This is a genomic window from Legionella bozemanae (assembly GCF_001648595.1).
In the GTDB taxonomy this organism is placed as follows: Bacteria; Pseudomonadota; Gammaproteobacteria; order Legionellales; family Legionellaceae; genus Legionella; species Legionella bozemanae.
Genome location: NZ_LBAW01000007.1, coordinates 110,553 through 129,449 on the forward strand (window position 1 = coordinate 110,553; position 18,897 = coordinate 129,449).

Below are 18,897 nucleotides of genomic sequence, written 5' to 3' on the forward strand. Positions count from 1 at the left end.
ATATTGAGGTACTCAATCAATGCATGAAAGCTCTGTATTTTATACAATATTTTTAATCTTCGCAGGCGCTGCATTTCTTTCAACCTTGGTTCTTTATACCAAACAGTCTTTGCTGGTTGCTTATATTCTTCTTGGTGCCGTTTTTGGACCATGGGGATTAAGGCTCGTATCTGATGTGACTATTGTCAAGCAAATTGGGGATGTTGGAATAGTCTTCCTATTGTTTCTACTCGGACTGCATTTACAACCCCAAAATCTTGTCCATATGTTAAAGAAAGTTACATGGATTGCTTTGGTTAGTTCAGTTCTTTTTGCTGTGACTGCATATTGGATTAGCCGGCTTTTTGGCTTAAGTGTGACTGAGTCATGGATTGTGGGTTGTGCCATGATGTTTTCAAGTACCATTATTGGTTTGAAATTATTACCGACAACCATCTTGCATCACCAACATACTGGTGAAGTAATGATTAGCGTGCTATTAATGCAGGACGTTATTGCAATCATCGTACTGATCTTAATTCATGGAGCACAACAAACAGGCGGTTTTTCGTTCGATGATATCATTTTAGTGGGTATTAATTTACCTGCATTGATTCTTTTTGCTTTTACAATTGAGAAATATGTTTTGATCCGATTACTCGCTCGTTTTGATAGAACTCAAGAATATGTATTTCTGTTATCAATTGGTTGGTGTCTGGGGATGTCTGTTCTTGCACAAAAAATAGGTCTTTCAGAAGATATTGGTGCTTTTCTAGCTGGCGTAGCTCTGGCAGCAAGTCCTATTTCTCTTTTTATTGCTGAGAGCCTAAAACCTCTAAGAGATTTTTTTCTGGTGATGTTTTTCTTTTCAATCGGAGCGACCTTTAATTTTGGTTTAGCACAACAAGTGCTTATTCCTGCTCTTATTTTATCTCTTTTAGTTTTATTATTTAAACCGGTTCTATTTTATTTGCTTCTTGGTAAATCGGGTGAAAAAAAGCATGTGGCAAAAGAGGTTGGTATTCGTTTAGGACAAGCAAGCGAGTTCTCTTTACTTGTTGCCAGTATTGCTTTAAGTACGGAACTTATTTCGGATAAAGCATCCAATTTAATTCAAGCAACTACCATTTTAACATTTATTGTTTCATCATATTTTGTTGTATTGAAATACCCAACCCCCATAGCATTCTCTGATAAAATGCGTAAGGATTAAATAATGAAATTATTAGTTATATTATTGTGCTTATTGAGCGAGCGTTTTTTGATTCACTCTGTTTCTTACCAACGTTTTTATTGGTTTTTTGATTACTGTCAAAAAATAAAAATGAGTACCAATAAACACAGTTTTTTTACTAACCCCTGGGTGCTTTTGGTCTTAATAATAATTCCTATTGTACTTCTTGTATCGATAATTTACTTATTGTTGCATCATCTGGTGTTTGGCTTGATAGGATTTCTTTTAAGTATCCTAATTTTCTTTTATTGCCTAGGGCCTCAAGATGTCTTTTATCCAATAGTACAATCTGATACTAGGACCAATCAGGAACTCGTGGGAGACTATTTTGTTTTAGTCAATAGACAATTATTTTCTCTTGTATTTTGGTATATCATTGCTGGTCCCATTGGAGCCTTAGCTTATCGTTTAATCACTTTATGCCGGGATGTTAATTACGTTAGTGAGCAGGCAAATGAAATAACCGATTTACTTGAATGGATACCTGCTCGATTAACCGTATTACTTTTTTTACTTGTAGGAAATTTTCAACGCGGTTTTTCCTCGTTTACCAGTTTCTTTCTTGCAAAACCAGATATGAATGATGACATGTTGCGTGTATGCGGATTGCTAGCGGTTAAAACAAATGAAGTAGAAGAAATTCCTATGCCTGTAGCAGAAAGTTTGGTTGAACATGCAATTATTGTTATGCTGGTTCTTATTGCTTTATTTACATTAATTACTTGGCTGTAGTTTTGATTTATGAATTAAGCTTAGGGACTGTTGCCAATTGCTAGATTAAGCCAATGTAGTGTGATTTTAGAGCATCGAAACGCAACATGCATACAGTATGTGAGTACATCAGCACACTAATCGCATTGGCCAAAAGAGTAGAATTGTCTACAGACCTTAGTATTGGACTGAAGTACTTAATCTACATAATCATTTATTGCGGATACGACCAATATGAATTCTTTTTTGCGTCTGATTTATTGCACTATAATATTAGGACTTTGTGGTTGTCAGGGATTACAACAAAATGCACTTAAAGGACAGGCATCGGCGCAATGCAATATAACTTGTGAGCAGCATTTTGAGTTTTGTAGACAAAATTGTATTAATAATTGTTTCAATTGTTCTTATATATCACAAAGAGTTGCAGAAAAAAACTTTACAAAATATGTGCATGAAAAAAGAGTTGAGGGTAAAAAGGTGATGCGTGAGTTGAATTCTTACCGCGATCCACTACAATGCCGCAAAGTAACATGCGATTGCTTATCAGATTTCGCAATTTGTAAGAAAGGTTGCACGGGTGTAATTCCAACAAAATTACAGGCTGTACCTTACTGTGTTTAATAGATTTCGGGGAACACTTTCATGGCAAATGAAACTAATTTAGATTTGGATCCTATAGAGACGCGTGAATGGCTGGATGCCCTGCAAGCTGTATTAATCAATGATGGTCCGCAGCGAGGGGCTTTTCTTTTAAAACAGCTTCTCAATAAAGCAAATGCAGAAGGGGTTAATTTAACCAGTTCAATTAATACACCTTATAGGAATACGATTAAACCACATGAAGAAAAGCAAATGCCACCTGATGAAGGCCTTGGTAAGCGTATTAGTGCCTTGATTCGCTGGAATGCTGTGGCAATGGTGTTGCGGGCAGGGAAATATGCTCCCGAACTTGGTGGTCATATTGCATCTTATGCTTCTTCGTCTACTTTATATGAAACAGGGTTTAATTACTTTTTTAAAGGTCCTCAGGGTGAACATGGCGGGGATCTAATCTACATTCAAGGCCATTCTTCTCCTGGTATTTATGCACGTGCCTTCCTTGAGGGGCGGCTTACTGAAGAGCAATTAAATAAATTCCGACAAGAAGTCGAAGTGGATGGTTTATCTTCATATCCCCATCCTTGGTTAATGAGTGAGTTTTGGCAATTTCCTACAGTATCTATGGGATTAGGGCCATTGCAAGCCATTTATCAAGCACGATTTTTAAAATATTTAGAAAATAGGGAACTCATCAAAGCGGATGATAGAAAAGTATGGGCTTTTCTTGGGGATGGTGAGATGGATGAGGTTGAGTCAGTCGGTGCTTTAAGCATTGCTGCGCGAGAGAAGCTTGATAATCTTATTTTTGTTGTGAATTGTAATTTGCAGCGGCTTGATGGACCTGTTCGTGGTAATGGTAAAATTATTCAAGAACTTGAAGGTTTATTCCGTGGTGCTGGCTGGAATGTAATAAAAGTTATTTGGGGTGGGCGATGGGATCCACTGCTTGCACGCGATAAAGATGGCTGGCTGCAAAAGCGTATGGAAGAATGTGTTGATGGCGACTATCAAGCTTACAAAGCAAATGATGGGGCTTATGTGAGACAACATTTCTTTAATCAATATCCAGAATTAAAGAAAATGGTTGAAAATTACACAGACGAAGAAATCTGGAGATTGAATAGAGGCGGCCATGATTCTCAAAAAGTGTATGCTGCTTATGCTAAGGCTGTAGAGCATAAAGGTTCTCCAACTGTTATTTTGGCAAAAACAATCAAAGGTTATGGAATGGGAGCTGCTGGTGAGGGACAAAATATCACCCACCAGCAAAAGAAAATGACTGTAGAGCAATTGAAGGCATTTAGAGACAGATTCAGCATTCCTATCAGTGACGATCAAATTGCAGAGATCCCGTTTTATAAACCGGCAGATGATAGTCCTGAAATAAACTATATTAAAAAGCAAAGAGAAATGTTGGGTGGCTATTTACCAGCACGTTCTACAGAAACAGAACCTCTTAAAGTTCCTGATTTGGCTGATTTCTCGTCAGTTACTAAGGGATTAGGCGATCGTGAAATTTCTACTACAATGGCTTTTGTACGTATTCTTTCAGTATTACTGAAAAATAAGGAGATCAGTGAGCGTATCGTTCCAATCGTTCCTGATGAGTGCAGAACGTTTGGAATGGAAGGTTTATTCAGGCAAATCGGTATTTATTCTCCAGTAGGTCAGCTGTATACACCTGTAGATCATGAACAAGTCATGTTTTATCGCGAAGCTAAAGACGGACAAATTCTTGAGGAAGGAATTAATGAAGCAGGAGCTTTTTGTTCATGGATTGCAGCAGCAACCTCATACAGTTCAAATAAATTGGCCATGATCCCATTTTATATTTACTATTCAATGTTTGGATTTCAGCGTATTGGTGATTTGGCATGGGCTGCAGGGGATATGCAGGCCCGAGGTTTCCTATTAGGTGGAACTGCCGGGCGCACAACCCTTGCGGGCGAAGGATTACAACATCAAGATGGACATAGCCATTTATATGCTTCAACAATTCCAAATTGTATCTCTTATGATCCGACTTATGCTTATGAGCTTGCTGTGATCATCCAAAATGGTTTGTACCGCATGTATGAAAAACAGGAAAATATTTTTTATTACATTACCGTAATGAATGAAAACTACATGCATCCGGATATGCCAGAGGGAGCTGAAGAAGGTATCATTAAAGGAATGTATTTATTGCAAGAAAGTAAGAAAAAACCCAAACAACACGTCCAGTTAATGGGAAGTGGAACCATACTGCGTGAAGTCATCAAAGCAGCCCAAATGTTAAAAGAAGATTATTCTGTCACTGCAGATATTTGGAGTGTGACAAGCTTTAATGAATTAAGAAGGGATGGGTTGGCTGTAGAGCGCTATAATGCAATGCACCCTCAAGAAAAAGAACAAAAAAGCTATGTCGCTACACAATTAAAAGGCAGACCTGGGCCTGTAATTGCTGCAACTGATTATTTACGAATATATGCAGATCAAATTAGACCTTTCGTACCTAATCACTATGTAACTTTGGGTACCGATGGTTATGGAAGAAGCGATACACGGGAACGTTTACGCCATTTCTTTGAAGTAGATGCTAAATTTATAGTTTTGGCGGCATTAAATGCTTTAGTTGTGGAAGGAAGTATTGATAAATCCAAAGTTGTGGATGCAATAAAGCGCTATAACATTGATCCTGATAAACTGAATCCGGTTAATCATTAGAAAGTATATAGTAGGCTTAGTAATTTCATCTGTAATTGTAATGGAACAAGCAACATGCATTTAAATGTGTTTCCATTACAATCATGACTTGAATGTACTGAGTAATCTTTTGAGGAAAGACATGTCAAATGAAATAGAAGTTAAGATTCCTGATATTGGTGGAGCGACTCAGGTTGATGTGATTGAAGTAATGGTCCAGGTAGGAGACCAGATTGAAATCGATACACCGCTCATTACTTTGGAGTCAGATAAAGCCAGTATGGAAATTCCTTCCCCAGTTGCAGGAAAGATCACCAAACTGAATATCAAAGTAGGGGATAAAGTATCTGAAGGCGATGTGATTCTTTTTGCTACGGTTGAAAAAAAGTCAGACACTGAAAAAGAAAATAAAACTCAAGCGGCTAAAAAAGAACCTGAAAATAAAGAGGAAAATAAAGCTAAAGTTGCGCAGGAAAATAAATCAGAAAGTATAAAAGAGGTTAAAATTCCTGATATTGGTGGTGCAACCCAAGTTGATGTAATTGAAGTTATGGTTCAGGTAGGAGAGCAAGTCGAAATCGATACACCGCTTATTACCTTGGAATCAGATAAAGCCAGCATGGAAATTCCTTCCCCAATTGCAGGTAAAATCACTAAGCTGAACCTTAAAGTAGGTGATAAGGTATCTGAAGGCGATGTGATCCTTTTAGCTGCTATAGAAAATGGAGCAAAAGCTGAAAAAAGCGAAACAGCCTCTGTGGAACAAGAACCAGTAAGTGCTCCTGAAACATCAAGTTCAGTAGAACCAGAAAACAAGAGCGAACAGATTTCACCCCAACCTGTTCTAGCTGATACGGAATCTTCAAAGGTTATTGCTGCAGGCCCTGCTGTAAGACGTCTAGCTCGAGAGTTAGGTGTAAACTTGGCAGGGGTTAAAGGTACGGGCCGTAAGGATCGTATTACTAAAGAAGACGTACAAACTTATGTGAAAACCCGTTTAAGTGAGCAATCGGGGCAAGGATCTTTCGGTATTCCACCTAATCCAACAATTGATTTTACTCAGTTTGGTGAAATTGAAACCAAACCTCTTAATAAAATTAAAAAACTTACTGGTGTTAATGTTCATCGTTCATGGATAACAATCCCTCATGTCACTCAATTTGATGCAGCAGATATTACTGATGTCGAGGCATTTAGAAAGTCTGAAGCAGAGCATGCTAAAGAAAAGGGATATAAGCTCACCTTGCTTGCATTCGTTTGTGCCGTAGTGAGTAAAGCGTTAAAAGCATTCCCACAATTTAATGCATCTTTAGATGCTACGAGCACCAATCTTATTTACAAGAAATATTGCAATATAGGTATTGCAGTAGAAACACCGAACGGTTTGGTAGTTCCAGTAATTAGAAATGTTGACAAGTTAAGTGTTGCTGAAATTGCAACAGAAATGACACGGTTAAGTACTAAGGCTCGAGATAAAGGTTTAATGCCCGTAGATATGGCAGGAGGATGTTTTACAATTTCCAGTTTAGGCGGGATTGGCGGCACTGCGTTTACACCAATAGTGAATAGCCCTGAAGTGGCCATCCTTGGATTATCTCGCTCGGAAATAAAACCTGTTTATGAAAATGGTACATTTCAACCAAGACTTATGTTGCCTTTATCCTTATCCTATGATCATCGAGTGATAGACGGTGCAGAAGCGGCACGCTTTACTCGTTTTATTTGTGAGTGTTTAAGTGATATAAGACGAATTTTACTCTAATTTTTTATAATATCTAAAATAAAAGAGGCTTGTAATGGCTAATAAAATTAAGACAGATGTCGTTGTATTAGGAAGTGGCCCTGGTGGATACACAGCAGCATTTAGAGCAGCAGATTTGGGAAAAAAAGTTGTATTGGTAGAGCGTTATGACTCACTAGGAGGTGTTTGCTTAAATGTAGGTTGCATTCCTTCTAAGGCATTATTGCATATTGCTAAAGTTGTTGAGGAAGCTCATGAAATGTCTGAGCAAGGTGTTAGTTTTGGCAAACCTAAGCTGGATAATAAAAAAATCGTTGCATGGAAAAACTCCGTGGTTTCCAAATTAACAGGCGGTTTGAACGCTTTATCAAAGCAACGCAAAGTTGAAGTGGTTACAGGAGTAGGTAAGTTCTCAGGCACGCATCAAGTGACTGTGGCTACTAAAGATGGTTCCGTAGAAGTTGAATTTGAAAATGCAATTATTGCCGTAGGTTCTGAATCGATTAATTTACCTTTTATCCCTGAGGATAAACGTATTTTTAGCTCAACAGGTGCTTTAGAGCTTGCTGATATCAAAGGCAGTTTATTGGTTCTAGGTGGTGGAATTATTGGTCTGGAAATGGCCACTGTTTATTCATCTTTAGGCGTTGATGTAACTGTTGTTGAATTTATGGATCAACTGATTCCAGGTGCCGATTTTGATTTGGTAAATGTTTTGCAAAAGCGCATGCAGAAAAAAGGCGTCAAATTCCTTTTAAAAACTAAAGTAACGGCTATGGAAGCAAAAAAAGATGGCATCTATGTTTCTATGGAAGGTGAACATGCAACAGATAAGCCTCTTTGCTTTCAACAAGTTCTTGTTTCAGTTGGAAGAAAACCTAATGGTGGTGTAATTGATGCAGAAAAAGCAGGCATAAAAGTAGATGATCGTGGTTTCATTAAAGTAGATAATCAACAAAGAACAAATGTGGCACATATTTTTGCTATTGGTGACGTAGTTGGGCAGCCAATGCTTGCGCACAAAGCAATTCCAGAGGGGAAAGTTGCTGCAGAAGTTATTGCGGGTAAAAAACATTACTTTGATCCTAAATGTATTGCCAGCGTGGCCTATACCGATCCGGAGCTTGCTTGGGCAGGTTTAACTGAAAAAGAAGCTAAAGAGAAAAATATTCGTTATGAAAAAGCGACTTTTCCCTGGGCAGCTAGTGGCCGAGCGCTCAGTATGGGACGGGAAGAAGGAATGACTAAATTATTATTCTGTCCAGATACCAATCGAATATTAGGTGCAGGGATTGTTGGCATTAATGCTGGTGATTTAATCGCTGAAACAGCTTTAGCTATTGAAATGTGTTGTGATGTTGAAGATATTGCTTTGACCATACACCCTCATCCAACGCTTTCTGAAACTATTGCTCAAGCAGCAGAGGCATTTGAAGGAACAATTACTGATCTTTATTTGCCAAAAAAGAAAAAAAGTACTGAATAGTCAGGTAATACGTGGCTGGGTGCAGCGAAGCGGAACCCCGGGGAAATTAAAGGCATATCTACCCGGGGTTCCGCTTCGCTGCACCCTGCCTACGTTTATTTGTTAGGAGTAGCAAATGACTTTTAATATTCGACGTATGACTGAATCAGATATTGATAGTGTTTATGCAATTGAGAAGGACGTACATATTGCCCCTTGGGATAGAGATATCTTAAGAGATTGCGTTCGAGTAGGATATGATTGTCGAGTATTTGAAATAAATAAAGAAAATAGCCTAATGATTTGTGGTTATATTATTTCTAGACACAGCAATAATTGCTGTCATATTTTAAATTTCTGTATTGCTAAACTGTTCCAATCACAAGGTTATGGACGGCAATTTTTGCAACAAGTACTTACTTCATTAACTGCGTCGCAGTATATTGATCATGTGATTCTTGAAGTAAGACCCAGCAATCAGGCAGCCTTGCATCTGTATCATAGTGTGGGCTTTAAACAAATAGAAATTAAACCAGCATATTACGTAGAAGAGAATAATATTGAAGATGCAATTGTGCTGAAAAAAATATTGTCGCATTAAAATAAAAATCAATTTAAAAAATTTTTATAAAAATATTCTGTCAAGACTGTTTTTTAAGTTTTTCTTTGTTATCATATACGACCAATTCTGTGAATCCCCTAACTTTCCTTCCTGTGGATAACCTTTTTTACAAATCCTATTTTTATTTTTATTTTTATGTAAAAAATTACTATAACCCCCTTATACAGAGCGAAATTATTATTTTTGCATTGATGAGACAATGATAGGTGTTATTCACAAAATCTGTGGATAACATTGTGTATAGTATTATGAATTACTTGATAAATAAGCTCATTTTATAGCTGCTGTAAAATTAACCAAAAATAATGAGTATGAGGTTCTTATCGTTTTGAATTAGCATTTGAGGAGGTGGTTGGAACAGACGATTGCTAATATTCGTCGTTCTAGTAAAAATATAGGGATGTATGTAATTAATTTGTTCATCATGGGTATTGTCGTGACAAATTACCATGACAAATATAAATCGTCTGTGGTACTCTCTAACATCTTGAAAAATGCAATCTTTCTCACAACGATTGCTACACTAATTGAAGTTAATTAAATGATTTATTTGTTGAGAACATTTTCATGAGAAGAGCAAAATCAAAACCAAATCCTATGACGCAAACTGCTCAAATTGATAATTTAAGCCATGATGGAAAAGGGATCGCGCGTATTCATGGTAAAGCTACTTTTGTCCAAGGTGCTTTGCCTGGTGAACGAATTGAGTTTCAATATACTAGGATAAAAAAAGATTTTGATGAGGGGCTCTTGCTTAAAGTTCTTGAGCCGTCTTCTATACGGGTGGAGCCGAAGTGTCCTCATTATTCAATGTGTGGCGGCTGTTCATTACAGCATGTAAGTGAAGAAGAGCAAATTCATTTTAAACAAGATCAATTATTGGATTTATTGTTACGATATGGCCATACTCAACCGCAAATCGTGTTGCCGCCTTTAATTGCCGGGTACTGGAATTACAGGAATAAAGCTCGATTAAGCGTACGCTATGTGGAGAAAAAACAAAGCGCCATGGTTGGGTTTAGAGAACGCAGTAATCCCCGCTACATTACCGAGATCACCCAATGTCCGGTTTTAAATGCAAAACTTGATGCTGATATCATACCATTAAGGCAATTGATTGACTCAATGCAAGACAAGCATTGTATTGCACAAATTGAAGTTGCAGCAGGAGACGATGAGATTGCTCTTATTTTCAGAAACTTAACCTCCTTAAATCATGAGGATGAACTAAAAATCAAAGAATTTGCTGAAAAATATCAATATAAAATTTTTCTGCAGCCAGGTTCTCCTGATACTGTATTTTGTTTTTACCCCCCTAAATCAAGTGAGTATATCTCTTATAAATTGCCAGATTATCAAATTACCTTTTTGTTTCATCCAACAGATTTTACCCAAGTTAATTCTGCATTGAATCGCTCTATGGTATCACAAGCCATGCAGCTAATGGACTTAAAAAGTACAGATATAGTGCTAGACTTATTCTGTGGGCTGGGTAATTTTTCACTCCCAATGGCTAAATTTTGCGCCAAAGTACTTGGGGTGGAAGGCAGTAAAACCATGGTTGAGAGAGCATACATGAATGCGACACTGAATTTTATTCAGAATGTGGATTTTTATGCTGCAAACTTGGATGATGTGAATGAAGTCAAGAAGTTGGTTCAGCAATCTTGCAACAAAGTACTAATTGATCCTCCTCGCTCAGGTGCCCTGGAAATTGTGAAACAAATTGATGCACTAAACCCAGAGCGTATTGTTTATGTATCATGTAATCCCATAACATTAGCTCGTGATACAGATATTTTGGTTAATCAAAAAGGCTATACATTAATAAAGGCAGGAGTAATGGACATGTTTCCTCACACTGCCCACGTTGAGTCGATTGCGTTGTTTGAAAAAGGATAAAGCTCATGGTTCGAGTAAAAGATACTATTCCATTATGTGAAGATGGAAGCATTGATGTTGATTTGTGGCTCCATCAACTAGGCGCAAAGGGTTATTTAGATAATCTTGAACTCATTCGTGGTGCATGCACTTTAAGTCAGCTTGCAGGACAAGATCATGCTACAGAAACTGGCCAATCTTGTTTGCAACAAGGTTTATCTATGGCTGATTTACTTGCAGATCTTGAGGTGGATCAGGAAACGCTTGCTGCGGCAATTATTTTTGAAAACGTACACTATGCTGATTTATCCATTGATGATGTTGCGGAGCAATTAGGCCCCAATATTGCGAAATTAGTCAAAGGCATAGAGCGCATGAGCGCGATGCACAGTTTTCAGGGATTAAATAAATACCCACAAAATAAACAACAAATTGATAATCTTCGTAAAATGTTGTTGGCTATGGTGGATGATGTTCGTGTTGTATTGATTAAACTTGCCGAACGCCTATGTGTTTTAAGAACTGCAGGGCATTTATCTGAAGAATTACGCAAGCAACTGGCTACTGAAGCGATGGAAATTTATGCTCCGTTGGCTAACAGATTAGGGATAGGGGCCATTAAATGGGAAATGGAGGATTTGGCTTTTCGCCATTTACATCCTGAAGAATATAAAGCGATAGCCAAGGGCCTGAAAGCAAAACGCTTAGAACGGGACAATTTTGTTAATGCGATTGTTGCTCAGTTGAATGAACAGATTAAAGCAAGTGGGATAGATCACTTTGCCGTTTATGGACGTTCAAAGCACATCCATAGTATCTATAAAAAAATGACCCGCAAGAATGTGTCACTCGATGAAATATATGATGCTACTGCAGTACGTGTTCTTGTTGATACTCAGCCCCAATGCTATGAAGTCTTAGGTATGGTACATACACTTTGGAAACAAATTCCTGCTGAATTTGATGATTATATTATTAATCCCAAAGCTAATGGATATCAATCATTGCATACTGCGGTCAAAGGGCCGGAAGGTAGGGTTTTTGAGGTGCAAATTAGAACATTTCATATGCACGATTTGGCTGAAATGGGAGTTGCCGCCCATTGGAAATATAAGGAAGGCGGTTTCAAACAAAAACAAAGCCATGAGCGTAAAATCGAATGGTTACGGGATGTATTGGCTTGGCATCGTGAAATGGCGAGTAATAAAGGTGTGCCTGAAAGTACAACTACTGAATTTCTCGAAGACAGGGTTTATGTTTTTACGCCAGATGGGGATGTCCTCGATTTACCCCATGGTGTAACTCCTTTGGACTTTGCTTATCACGTACATAGTGATCTTGGACATCGATGTCGTGGTGCACGTATAAATGGTCATATCGTACCACTAACTTATCAATTAAAAACTGGAGATAGGGTAGAGGTTTTAGCTGGAAAAGAAAGTAAACCCTCCCGTGACTGGATTAACCCCCACTTAAATTATCTCAAAACATCTCGTGCTAAAGCCAAAGTATTACACTGGTTTAAAATGCAAGATTATGATCGAAACATTCAAGATGGTCGCGAGCTATTAGATAAAGAATTAAAATCTTTAGGAATAAAATCCGATAAACTGAATGAAGCTGCAGTTGCACTACATTTTAAAAAACTTGATGATCTTTATGCAAATCTTGGCCGTGGCGATATTAAAATAGGCCAAATTATTAGCAAGCTCACTCCACCAACTACTTCAGAGCTCAATCTTGAGCGATTTGTCAGACCACAGGCGAAACCAGAAATTACTGGAAGTGATTTACGTATTGAGGGAGTGGGTAATTTATTAACCTTTATGGCAAGATGCTGTCAACCTGTCCCCGGTGATCCTGTTATTGGTTACATTACTATAGGTCGTGGCGTCTCAGTACATCGTCAAGATTGTCCTAATATTATTCATGCGAATGAAAGACAAAAGCAACGCTTTTTGCAGGTTACTTGGGGAAGTGCAACACGTGAAAATTATGTAGTGGATATTTTAATCAAGGCTTTTGATCGCTCTGAACTTCTAAAGGATGTCACGTCGTTACTTGCTAATGAAAAAGCACATGTGTATGCGTTGCAAACCCAGAGTAATAAACATGAAAATATGGCTTATATTACTTTAACTGTAGATGTTGATGGCCTAAGTAGTCTCTCCCGATTACTGACGAAATTAGAGCAAATCCCTAATGTACTTGAAGCGAGAAGACAGGTTTAATTTGCGTTGCACCTGCATCTTCTATTTCCCGCGGACAAGCCGCGGGGCGTAGGCAGAGAAGTGGTCAAGATGCAGTTCATTGTACTCCAGGCAAATATCGATTGTTATTTAAAGATAAATCCAGTAATGTAGCCTGAGTGCAGGCGAAGCCGCAACCTGAGTCACTGTGTCTCACCCAGACTACTTATTTAAATATAAATCCTGCAACAACAGCACGATGTTCGTTTAATAAAACATTGTAAGTTCGGCATGCTGCACCTATAGACATGCATTCGATACCTATTCGTTGCTCTGCAAGCTGCTTCATAATTGACAGGGGTAGGAGTTTTCCGGTATGTTCATGACCAATGATGATAATTTCCGGTTTAAATTGCGCTAATAAGCTCATGTAGTGTTCGTCAATTTCATGAATGTCTTTAATTGACAGATCACTAATGATTTCTGTTTTAGAAACAATTAAACTGCTTTCATAGACAATAGAATTAATCTGAATTTTGTTATCACTATAAGCTTGCACTACATGTGGTTCTGCTGATTCTAAATTGATATTCATGGTTTAGAATGTTTCAATGAATGATACGTGGTTGTAAGTATACTACAGAGGTCAATATTATGAGTCAATTTCCGCGTATAAATCGCTTGCCCCCTTATGTTTTTAACACGTTAACCCAATTAAAAACAGAAGCGCGAGCACGGGGAGAAGATATAATTGATTTCGGTATGGGAAATCCAGATCAACCAACACCGCCACATATTGTCAATAAGTTGATTGAAGCAGTTCAAAGACCGGATACTCATCGATATTCTATGTCCAAAGGAATCCCAAGACTAAGAAGAGCTATGGCTTCCTGGTATCAACGTAACTATGAGGTACAGTTAAATAGTGAAACACAAATATTAGCTACCATAGGATCAAAAGAGGGGTTGGCACATCTGGCATTAGCTATAAGCGGACCTGGGGATACAATTTTAGTTCCTGATCCAGCTTATCCTATTCATACGTATGGATTTATTATTGCTGGTGCTAATGTAAAACAAATTCCCCTTATCAATGAAACTCAATTTTTAGCTTCTGTAGAAGATACAATTAATCGCAGCTGGCCTAAACCGAAAGCGTTGGTAATTAATTTTCCTGCAAATCCAAGTACCCATTGCGTAGACTATTCTTTTTTTGAACAAGTTGTTGAGTTGGCAAGAAAACATGAAATTTGGGTTATCCATGACTTGGCATATGCTGATATTGTATTTGATGGATATAAGGCTCCATCAATACTTCAAGTGCCAGGAGCTACTGATGTAGCAATTGAAACTTATTCAATGTCTAAATCGTATAATATGCCAGGTTGGCGTGTTGGTTTTGCTTGTGGAAATGAAGAGTTGGTTGCAGCACTTACTCGGATTAAATCTTATTTAGATTACGGTACATTCACACCAATCCAAGTTGCAGCAATTGCTGCATTAGATGGTCCAGATGAGTGTGTACAGGAGATTAGGACGCTTTATGAAAAAAGACGTAATATCCTTTGTGATGGTTTAAATGAGATTGGCTGGGAGGTTACTCGACCCAAAGCAACGATGTTCGTTTGGGCACCTCTTCCTTCTCATTATCAACCCATGGGCTCCCTTGAGTTCAGTAAATATTTATTAAAAGAAGCTCATATTGCTGTATCGCCAGGAATAGGTTTTGGCCAACAAGGTGATGGTTATGTTCGTTTCGGTTTAATTGAAAATAAAGATCGCATACGGCAGGCATTAAGAAATTTAAAATCATTATTTCGCAGAGATGGATTGATTAAGGCTGAACAAACATGCGTGTTGTGATTGACTCAGAGTGTAGTTCCATTCCCGAAAGAGCCAAGTCACTCAATTCAGAAGGGAATGCATTGCTCAATTTTTTGCTGAATCTTGGCTACAATCCTGAAAATCCGCCTGTTGCTGATTTGCTAAAGAAGCATCACCGTTTAGAAGGAAAATGGCTTGTCTTGACTCCAGTTCATTGGGAGGCAACACATAATGATGCAATGGTTGTAGCTTTGGGCAAGAATCTGCAACTTGAACAACATGAGTCTAAATTATGGTTTGATTTATTTTCGCAGTATCTGGCAGAAGAGGGTACCGCTCTTTACTATCATGATGAGGAAACATGGTTACTAAGTAATCATAAAAATTTATCTGTAAATGCAAAACCTCCTTACCGCTTGTTGCATCAATCATTAATGCCCGAATTAACTCAACTCGATAAGACGATGCATTGGCAAAAATTTATTACTGAAAGCCAAATGCTTTTTGCATCCAAACCCAATCAGTCCTTGGCTAATGGATTATGGGTCTGGGGTGATGCGACACTTAAGGATAAAATACCAATCAATATTTGTGTTGATGAGCATTTTTATTCATTAGCACAAATATGCAGTACTCAAGTTACCTTATATAACTCAGCAATAACGCTTAAGGATTATCAGATTTTATTGCTCAGCGAATTTTCTATGCTCAGTGAACAACATCAAGAAGAATTAAAAGAAATGTCTGTTCATTGGTATTGGAATAATCTGGCTTACTCTACGAGTGCTAACAGCTGGTACGTCCGTTTGTGGAGAAAACTAATACATGCTTATTAAACAACGTCCTCAACCAATACACACGCTCAATTTACCTAACATGCCTGATGTACTAAGGCGAATATTCGCAAACAGAGGAATTACTGAACCCTCTCAATTGGATAAACAACTCCAGACTTTATTACCTTTTGATAGCTTAAAAGGAATAGATAAAGCATGCACACGCTTGGAGACAGCATTACGTGAACAACATAGGATTTTGGTTATTGGTGATTTTGATGCAGATGGTGCAACATCCACTGCACTTGCTATAACTGCTTTACGCGCTATGGGGGCTCAATTTATCGATTATTTAGTCCCTAACCGTTTTGAGTTTGGTTATGGGTTAACACCACAAATAGTTGAAGTAGCAAGCAAGTGGAAACCCAGACTGATAATTACTGTAGATAATGGGATTGCGAGTATTGAAGGCGTAGAAAAGGCCAATCAATTAAATATTGATGTTTTAATCACTGATCATCACTTACCCGCCGAAACGCTTCCTAACGCGTGTGCTATAGTGAATCCAAACCAATCGGACTGCAACTTTCCCAGTAAATCGATTGCTGGAGTTGGCGTGATTTTTTATGTCATGCTTGCTTTACGTCGACATTTGGTAAATACGAATTGGTTTCGTGAGATGAATATCGTTGAACCCAATATGGCAAGTTTTTTGGATTTAGTTGCTTTGGGCACTGTAGCTGATGTTGTGGGACTGGATCAAAATAACCGTATTATGGTGAATCAAGGCCTGGCAAGAATACGGCAAGGCCTTTGTCGCGTAGGTATAAAAGCTTTGGTTGAAGTATCCGGACGTGAGTGTGAACGACTAAGGGAGTCTGATTTGGGATTTGCTATTGCACCAAGACTCAATGCTGCGGGGCGATTGGACGATATGGCTTTGGGTATAGAATGTTTAATTACTGCAGATCAGGAACAAGCTAGAAATTATTGTCAGCAATTAGACGAATTAAACGAAGAAAGAAAGCAAATTGAAACGGAAATGAAAGAGCAGGCAATGCTTGCACTGGAAAAACTTGCGCTTAGTACTGATTATAATAGTAATCGTTTACCTATTGCATTATGTCTTTTTGATAAAACATGGCATCAAGGAGTCATTGGAATTTTAGCAGGGCGGATGAAAGAGCGTTATCATCGACCTGTTATTGCTTTTGCTGAAGTGAGCGATGATGAATTGAAAGGTTCTGCCCGTTCGGTTCCAGATTTAAATATTCGCGATGTATTGGCAGCAATAGATAAGGATCATCCGGGGCTTATCTGCAAATTTGGTGGTCATGCTATGGCAGCGGGCCTGAGCATTCATCCAAACGCTCTTGAAGCCTTCCGTGAAGCATTAATTTTTGAAGTGAACAAACATATTGATTTTTCTCAATGTGAAGGAGAATTACTTACCGATGGTCCATTACAACCGGAAGAGTTTAGCCTTGAAATCGCTCAATTAATACAACAAGCAGGACCATGGGGGCAGCAATTCGTTGAACCTGTTTTTGATAATGTTTTCGAAGTATTAGATCAACGTATAGTAGGAAAAAATCATTTAAAAATGACTTTGATGACCACACAAGGCAACCAGCAAGTAGATGCGATCGCTTTTAATGTCGATTTGAAATTTTGGCCAAACTATAGAGTTAAATATCTGCATGCAGCATATAAGTTGGATATCAATTTTTATCAGGGTCGAACACGACTGCAATTACTTATCCAAGCAATGAATGCAGTAAATCAAGAATAAATCTAGAGTAGCCAGTACAGAGCATAGCTATCAAGCGAAGCAGAAAAGCTGCCTTGTCATTCCTCGAAGGCAGGAATCCATTCATGAATTGAATACATTGCCAATACAAAAATGGATCCTCTCCGCGGGGATGACAGAGTTACTTGCCAATTGAGTAAAATGAAACACGTAACTATTCTTAGCGTGACGGGTATGTGCTGGAAACAGGCTACATTTTTTGTACACAATTTTTTAGTTCAGGTTATAATTGTCTCTTTTTAATTGAAACAATAATAGTGTCAAATAACCTGCTTTCACCTTTGTCCATTGCTCCCATGATTGATTGGACCTACAGTCATTTTCGAATTTTTATGCGTATTTTGGCGCCGCATGCACTTGTTTATACAGAAATGCAAACCACTGGAGCGATACAAAATAACCCTTTGCGCTCTTTGCAGTTTAATATAAAAGAACATCCAATAGCACTTCAGCTTGGAGGATCAGATCCTGATGCATTAGCACATTGTGCTCTACATGCAGAACAAGAAGGATTTGATGAGGTAAATATTAATCTTGGTTGTCCTAGTGATAAAGTCCAGGCAGGACGTTTTGGTGCGTGTTTAATGAAAGAGCCAAAACACGTTGCGGCGTGTATTCAAGCCATGCGGCAAGTAACGACAACACCTATTACTGCAAAAACCAGAATAGGCATAGATCATCAAGACAGTTATAAGTTCTTTAGTGATTTTGTACATCAATTACTTGAGGCTGGAGCACAAAAAATTATTGTTCATGCACGCAAAGCTTGGCTAAGCGGTTTAAACCCCAAACAAAATCGAACAATTCCCCCTGTTAACTACGACTATGTTTATCGCCTTAAAGAGGAAATTCCTAATATTCCAGTAGTGCTCAATGGTAATATATTGAATGTAAAAGAAATTAAAGAGCATCTGCGCCATGTTGAAGGAGTGATGCTTGGTCGTTTGGCATGTGATAATCCTTTCCAAATCGCAGTGATACATCAAGCACTCTATCCTGAAGCTCAAATGAAAACTCGGAGCCAAGTCTTTAATCTCTATTTGAATTATTTATTCGAAGAATATAATAAAGGGGTTTCCCTTAGTTTACTGATTAAGCCTATATTTAATTTAGCTTTTGGATTACCTGGAGCAAGTCAATGGAAAAAAAAGTTGATGCTCGTTTTGCAAACTAAAAATAGTTTTTTATTGCAGGAATTAAGTGAATATTTGCAAGAGCTGGAATTATATGCAGAGACTTTATAAACTCCAGATGAAATAACCTTTGTTGCTTGTTTGCAATTTCGATATCAATATTGCGAAATTGAGTAATCTATTCAGCAACTCACTTCCAAAATATTGTATAATATGAGAGGAAATTGCGGAAAATAATATTTGA

13 protein-coding genes are annotated in these 18,897 nt (G+C 38.0%); 12 read left to right on the forward strand and 1 reads right to left on the reverse strand.

The annotated features are described in order from the left end of the window. Positions 1-19 precede the first annotated feature (19 nt). From A8O27_RS08400 to relA, 8 genes are all read left to right on the forward strand, one after another. Positions 20-1,192 carry a cation:proton antiporter gene (locus A8O27_RS08400; RefSeq protein WP_058459814.1) on the forward strand — a complete coding sequence of 391 codons (1,173 nt, stop codon included), beginning with the start codon at positions 20-22 and terminating at the stop codon, positions 1,190-1,192. 3 nt (positions 1,193-1,195) lie between these two features. Further along, entirely contained in the window at positions 1,196-1,945 is a 750-nt protein-coding gene (locus tag A8O27_RS08405; RefSeq protein WP_058459815.1) for a regulatory signaling modulator protein AmpE, read from the forward strand. Positions 1,946-2,569: 624 nt separating this feature from the next. Beyond that, entirely contained in the window at positions 2,570-5,233 is a 2,664-nt protein-coding gene (aceE, locus tag A8O27_RS08415) for a pyruvate dehydrogenase (acetyl-transferring), homodimeric type (RefSeq protein WP_058459817.1), read from the forward strand. 121 nt (positions 5,234-5,354) lie between these two features. Continuing rightward, a complete protein-coding gene (gene aceF, locus A8O27_RS08420) occupies positions 5,355-6,974 on the forward strand; it encodes a dihydrolipoyllysine-residue acetyltransferase (protein WP_058459818.1) in 1,620 nt (539 codons plus the stop codon). Positions 6,975-7,008: 34 nt separating this feature from the next. Beyond that, positions 7,009-8,439, forward strand: a complete 1,431-nt coding sequence (gene lpdA / locus A8O27_RS08425) for a dihydrolipoyl dehydrogenase (RefSeq protein ID WP_058459819.1) — start codon at positions 7,009-7,011, stop codon at positions 8,437-8,439. Between the two features lie 115 nt (positions 8,440-8,554). Continuing rightward, positions 8,555-9,019 carry a ribosomal protein S18-alanine N-acetyltransferase gene (rimI, locus tag A8O27_RS08430; RefSeq protein WP_064115079.1) on the forward strand — a complete coding sequence of 155 codons (465 nt, stop codon included), beginning with the start codon at positions 8,555-8,557 and terminating at the stop codon, positions 9,017-9,019. A gap of 588 nt (positions 9,020-9,607) precedes the next feature. Next, on the forward strand, positions 9,608-10,942 hold the full coding sequence (rlmD, locus tag A8O27_RS08435; RefSeq protein ID WP_058459820.1) for a 23S rRNA (uracil(1939)-C(5))-methyltransferase RlmD: 1,335 nt from the start codon (positions 9,608-9,610) through the stop codon (positions 10,940-10,942). Between the two features lie 5 nt (positions 10,943-10,947). Further along, the gene (gene relA / locus A8O27_RS08440; RefSeq protein ID WP_058459821.1) at positions 10,948-13,152 is read left to right on the forward strand and encodes a GTP diphosphokinase; all 2,205 of its coding nucleotides are present in this window, start codon (positions 10,948-10,950) and stop codon (positions 13,150-13,152) included. A gap of 184 nt (positions 13,153-13,336) precedes the next feature. On the opposite strand, the gene A8O27_RS08445 is transcribed toward relA, so the two are convergent. After that, positions 13,337-13,705, reverse strand: a complete 369-nt coding sequence (locus A8O27_RS08445; protein WP_058459822.1) for an Mth938-like domain-containing protein — start codon at positions 13,703-13,705, stop codon at positions 13,337-13,339. 59 nt (positions 13,706-13,764) lie between these two features. On the opposite strand from A8O27_RS08445, the gene alaC reads away from it, so the two are divergent. The 4 genes from alaC (at position 13,765) to dusA (ending at position 18,764) form a co-directional block, all read left to right on the forward strand. Further along, the gene (gene alaC, locus A8O27_RS08450) at positions 13,765-14,973 is read left to right on the forward strand and encodes an alanine transaminase (protein ID WP_058459823.1); all 1,209 of its coding nucleotides are present in this window, start codon (positions 13,765-13,767) and stop codon (positions 14,971-14,973) included. Continuing rightward, positions 14,961-15,770, forward strand: a complete 810-nt coding sequence (locus tag A8O27_RS08455) for a hypothetical protein (protein WP_058459824.1) — start codon at positions 14,961-14,963, stop codon at positions 15,768-15,770. The genes alaC and A8O27_RS08455 overlap by 13 nt, the downstream gene beginning before the upstream one ends. Beyond that, the gene (gene recJ, locus A8O27_RS08460) at positions 15,760-17,502 is read left to right on the forward strand and encodes a single-stranded-DNA-specific exonuclease RecJ (RefSeq protein ID WP_058459825.1); all 1,743 of its coding nucleotides are present in this window, start codon (positions 15,760-15,762) and stop codon (positions 17,500-17,502) included. The genes A8O27_RS08455 and recJ overlap by 11 nt, the downstream gene beginning before the upstream one ends. 275 nt (positions 17,503-17,777) lie before the next feature. Beyond that, entirely contained in the window at positions 17,778-18,764 is a 987-nt protein-coding gene (gene dusA, locus A8O27_RS08465) for a tRNA dihydrouridine(20/20a) synthase DusA (RefSeq protein WP_082642465.1), read from the forward strand. Positions 18,765-18,897: the final 133 nt, after the last annotated feature.